Origin of the sequence: Albidovulum sediminicola (assembly GCF_025751575.1) — a bacterium.
In the GTDB taxonomy this organism is placed as follows: domain Bacteria; phylum Pseudomonadota; class Alphaproteobacteria; order Rhodobacterales; family Rhodobacteraceae; genus Albidovulum; species Albidovulum sediminicola.
Window position 1 is genome coordinate 1 of the sequence record NZ_JAOWLA010000041.1, and the last position, 4,854, is coordinate 4,854.

Consider the following 4,854-nt stretch of genomic DNA (forward strand, 5'->3'; position numbering starts at 1 on the left):
ATCGCCCGTCCCGCTGCGCGAGATGAAAGCTCCGCGCGACGGGCGATTGCTCAACCCGCGCCAATAGGCGTAAATAACCACCGGGCTCCGGTCGTGGCTGGATGAAAGACCAGTGGCAGGTCATGCGAGATATCGCGCAAGAGTACCAGCGCGTTCCGGGCAGCGAGTTCGGAGAGATATCCGGATTGTTGGGCGGCAGTCGCGGTCAGTGCGTGGCAACGGCCACCGGAAGTAAAAAAACCCATGACGAGAGAGGGTTAAATAGGCAGACAGCATCATGGCTCGGGTGTCCCACTTTGTGTCACACTCGGCAGCCTGAAAGCTAAGTCGTTGATTTAGAAGGAAATGGAGGCGGGTACCGGAATCGAACCGGTCTTCACGGATTTGCAATCCGGGTATGACATTGTTTTTGTTGAAGGGTTTTGTAAACTGTTCAGAAATCCGATTGGCAAGATCAAAGGGTTGGCTGATGATTGTAAACTGCCATGCAGGCCGCTTACACTTAGAAAGTTGACGCTTTCGGTCGGCTCACACGAGGCAACGCCTTCCCGGTGACACTCGCGGACCCTTAATGGGATGGGAGGTGCATCTTGAGTGCCAAGCATGCTGCTGTCCGGTTTGAGGTGCTTTGCGACGCTATTGCGCTTGGCGTACTCTCAAGCGATTTTCGATCTCTGTCTGGATGTCATAGCGGGTGTCGATGGCCAGTTGCAGAGTGACTGCTATGGCGAAGCGGATATCGTCGTCTGGGCTTAGGCCGCCACCAGATGAATCGCTGCACTGTACTCGGATCGGCAAGATCGCGTCGGCGCCGAAGCTCGGGACTAATACCCGTGCATGCGTTAATCGTCGAGACCATACGGTTCCTTTACCAATAGCGTTCGTCGTCGGAGCGTCACCCTTCATCTTTAGCCGCCATTCATTATCAGGTTCATCACCGTCATCGGCAGCGATGGCCTCAATTCGTGCGAGGCGGTAGCGCGCGCGTGAAACATCGACAGGCGAGAACCATGAAAGAGTGACCAAGAGTGATCTATGCACTCGGTCGTTGGACATTGACTGAGGCAGCGGCATTTCAAATATCCGGGCACCGTCCTTACGGACCGTGCCCAGGCCAACCAACGTCGCGCCCTTCGGGGGTGCCTCATTCATAAAGCTTTCGTTTACAAGGCCGTAACCGTACCCGGACAGGACTTCCGCACCGGCGTGCTCGTGGTGCTGTCCCGCCTCCATTTGAGACCTGCGAAGATCCAGTGCGCTTTCCGGCCATCTGGCGGCGTGAACCGTGAGAGCGCGAGTCAAGAGTGCCATGTCGCGTCGAGGTAGTTCCTGTCCTTCGTAGGCGCCATCTGGGCCGGTTAGGGCTGCGGCCGATTGCAGGATAGATCTGGTGGTAAGCGCGGCAGCACAACTTGTCCCACACGCCCAAGCTCGAGCGCGGGTGGCTGGGGCTGATTGTGGTGGCGCGGCGACAAGAAGACCGGATGCCGGGAGAGCATTGGCGACGCGAAGATTCAGGTCTCCGCCGGAAGACGAGATACGTACATCGTGACGGCCTCCTACGGCCAGTACATCCGGTTTGATCGACCTGTACGCCCCTGGACCAGCTGCCGATGAAAAGGCTGGAACCACAGTCTCTGAATCGTGAACAGAAAGCACTCCAGTTGGAAGCGAAGCCGCACCCAAGGCGGCATTACTGACCGACGCAGCGCCAACAGTCAGGACATTCATTGCCTCAGCAGGAGCGAGCAGAGTTCGCCTATGCCGTTGGGCGCGCCTTGCCTCATTGACCAGTTCTTGCCGCTTCTCAATCGTTGCATCTTCGAATGCGGTCGCATTTATCCCCGAGACAGTTAGTACATCGGCCACATTTCCCGCTGACACTACGAACAAAACGCCGGCACGATATGCCCACCAGTCGAGCAACCGAGCGAGGGCGCTAAGTCGACCGTTGAAATGCCCATTCATAACCCCGATGGAGAGGTTCACCACGAAAGCATCAGGTGCAATCGGGCTTTGGCCATCGAATGCTCTGACGAGCGAGGTGTGCACTACATCGACAAAAAGACGATCATCAGGCGATACCGCCGAACTTTCGTTATCTACCAGCACCGGAATCGACAGAAGCCTGCTGTCGGAGGCTGGCGTGCCATCAGTGCCGAGATCACCTCGAAGGATCAACGATGACATTGAAGTTGCATGACGCCGATGGCGAACTTGTGACATCCGAACAAGGTCGTGGATATCCTCGATTTCCACGCCATCGTTCAGGTCAGGATGCGCGGCGATGGGGGTGCCATCCAATAGCAGTGCTCGGGCTGGGAGATCTGGATCAAACTCGAAGGCGGGATGGTCTGAATGTTTATGTGCTGCTTGTTCGTCCCCCACTTCGCTTTCGAGTGGTATCGACTGGGCGATCGTCTGGGGGAGGATGAACTGTAGGCCGTCCAAAGTCGCAAGCCCTTCCGGCGCCGCAGGATTGTCTAACATCTCGCGAACAGCGCCTGCAGGCATCGAGGCCAACAGGGCATCGTAGACAAAATCAGTTTCGGATATCATGCTCCGCGCGATTATCTCGCCGCCAAATGCCTCCACTCGCGCTTGAGCTTCTCGGCGCCACCGTTTCCGGCGGTCTTCGTTTCGCGTCGGCCAGATTTCGAGTTCGAGACGTACAGACTCTTCGTCATCGAAAGGTAAACGATCACGGATGATCTCGCGGGCTTCTACCGTTAAACGATCCGGAGGCCCCCAAGGGCGCAGCTCGGCCAAAAGGTCAAAGAGATTGCGCCAGGGGGTTTGACCATCCGGAAGCTTTTCTCCGCGCCTGTAGGCGCGCCATAGCCGACTAAGGGTTTGCAAAGAACCCTCGGTCGGCATCGTTGCATAAAGAGTCGGGTTTGCGAACTGGCTCCCATCGACCTTCATGTCGGCAGGTATGTCGTAATCTTCGTCCAAGTCCACCTCGGCAAGCACTTCGATACCTGCCTCGCGCGCAACCCGAATAAGATCTGCGATCGGAACTGCGGAAACGAAGACCATCGCGCGTTCCGGTGCTATGCCTGCCGGATCTGCTCGAAGTGCGACGCTGGCATCTTCGCCCTGGAAAGCTTGATCCAGGCGAGAGAACTCTTGTTCAAAACGCCTTGCCTGAACTGCACGACCACCTGCGGCGCCGCGCGGACGGGGCATTTTGGATGGAGAGCCCTTGATACGTTGCGCGGATATTTCTCTAATCGGTAGGGGAAGAATCGGTCGCTCGGTCATCGTAATCACCATCTGAAGCACGGCCGGCTTGATTGTGCCAAGCGCGCACTCGATCATTAATAAGAGTTCTCAATGTTATGCGGCCCTGCGCAAGAGCCCAACGACGATGTAGATCGTGAAAAAAGGTCTCGGCCTCTGAAAAGCTGAGCGGCGAGACCGCTTCTCTAAGCCGCTTAGGCGTGTATCCGCACGGCCCCTCGAACTCCTTGAGGCGTTCAGTAAAGTAGGAAGTCATATGCTCGTCATCGGGGCGATCCAGCGTCAGTCGGATTTCAAATCTTCGCCAAGTCGCTCGGTCAAGCAATTCGGGATGATTGGTGGCTCCAATAAGAACGCAATAGGAAGGCAGATCGTCCATCTGCAACAGCAAAGAAGTGACCAACCTCTTTATCTCGCCAGTCTCATGTAGATCGCCGCGCTCCTTCCCAATGGCGTCAAACTCGTCGAAGAAGAGGACACAAGGCTCGGTTCGAACATAGTCGAACAGCCTCCGCAGCCTTTGAGCGGTTTCGCCGAGGTAGCTGGTTATAACAGCGTCATAGCGCACAACGAGCAAGGGCAGGGAAAGCTCGGAAGCAATCGATTCCGCCAAGGAAGTTTTGCCGTTGCCGGGCGGCCCGACGAGCAGCAACCGATGGCGAGGTTCATATCCGTGTGCTCTAAGGACATCGGCGCGCGCTTGCTCCTCAATAAGTTCGAGGCAGGCGTTTCGGTTGGCTTGTGTAAGATAAAGTTGCGATAACTCGCGCTCAGGATAGCGACGATCAATCCCGCCGGAACCGTCTCGAACTCTGGGACTGCCGTTGACTTGGCGTCCGGCGACGTTGGATGCGGGGGTTGTGGAAACCGCCTTGGCGATGCGATCTGCGACCCCGATGTGCTTCTTAGCGCGCTCTTCTGCGGCAATGGTCTCTGCCGCCACCCGGACAGCATCCTGGTTTCCTGATACACCAGCCTTTACAAGTTCTACGATGAGTTCACTTCGCACAGAGATCTCCACCTCGGCCGCTGACCGATTTCTTGTTTTTAGGACGGATTTCAGGGAATGTCACCCGATTGATCGAAATTCTCGCCGTTGGGCTCGAGTTTGAAGAGTTGGCAATGCTCTGACGGCGCGCTGCGTAGACTGAGCGAAGCGGCAAAGAAATCCCTGGTGCGCAGAAAGCAGGCGCCAAGCTCCGTTCTGCAGTGGTCGATCTGTGTACGGTTTCACGGTTTGAGCGCGCGCAACTGAAGTTTGCGCTTGCTCGACATCCGAAGTTGTTTCGCTTGAGCATCGATGGCAGCTTGACGGATGCGCCACCGCACCTTTCGCGGGCCGATGAAGGATCGAAAGAGCCGCACCCGGCCCCCGCTTTTGCGCGGGGGCCGAGCAAGTCGATCGGTTCGCCTGACCGATTTGCCGATCTTTCGCCTTTCAGGCTTGGGCCTTGGCCTTGATCTTCTCGACCATTGCGGTGACTTCGTCGCCACGCAGGGGATGCGTTGCGATCTTGCGGGCGTTCGGGTTGGTGGCCAGCGCCTCGATCTGGGCGAAGAAGCGGGCGCGGTCAGCCTCGGGCTGCATCTCGAGCCAGGTGTCGATCGTCG

2 protein-coding genes and 1 tRNA gene are annotated in these 4,854 nt (G+C 57.0%); all 3 read right to left on the reverse strand.

Features of this window, described 5'->3' with window-relative positions:
* Nucleotides 1-346: 346 nt before the first annotated feature.
* The 3 genes from OE647_RS19800 to OE647_RS19810 all read right to left on the reverse strand — a co-directional run bounded on the left by OE647_RS19800 (nt 347) and on the right by OE647_RS19810 (nt 4,252).
* A tRNA-Ser gene (locus OE647_RS19800) sits at nt 347-485 on the reverse strand.
* Nucleotides 486-636: 151 nt separating this feature from the next.
* Complete coding sequence (locus OE647_RS19805; RefSeq protein WP_263723497.1) at nt 637-3,264, reverse strand: S8 family serine peptidase; 2,628 nt, start codon at nt 3,262-3,264, stop codon at nt 637-639.
* Nucleotides 3,230-4,252, reverse strand: a complete 1,023-nt coding sequence (locus OE647_RS19810; protein ID WP_263723498.1) for an AAA family ATPase — start codon at nt 4,250-4,252, stop codon at nt 3,230-3,232. Before OE647_RS19810 ends, OE647_RS19805 begins: the two co-directional genes overlap by 35 nt.
* Between the last annotated feature and the right edge of the window lie 602 nt (nt 4,253-4,854).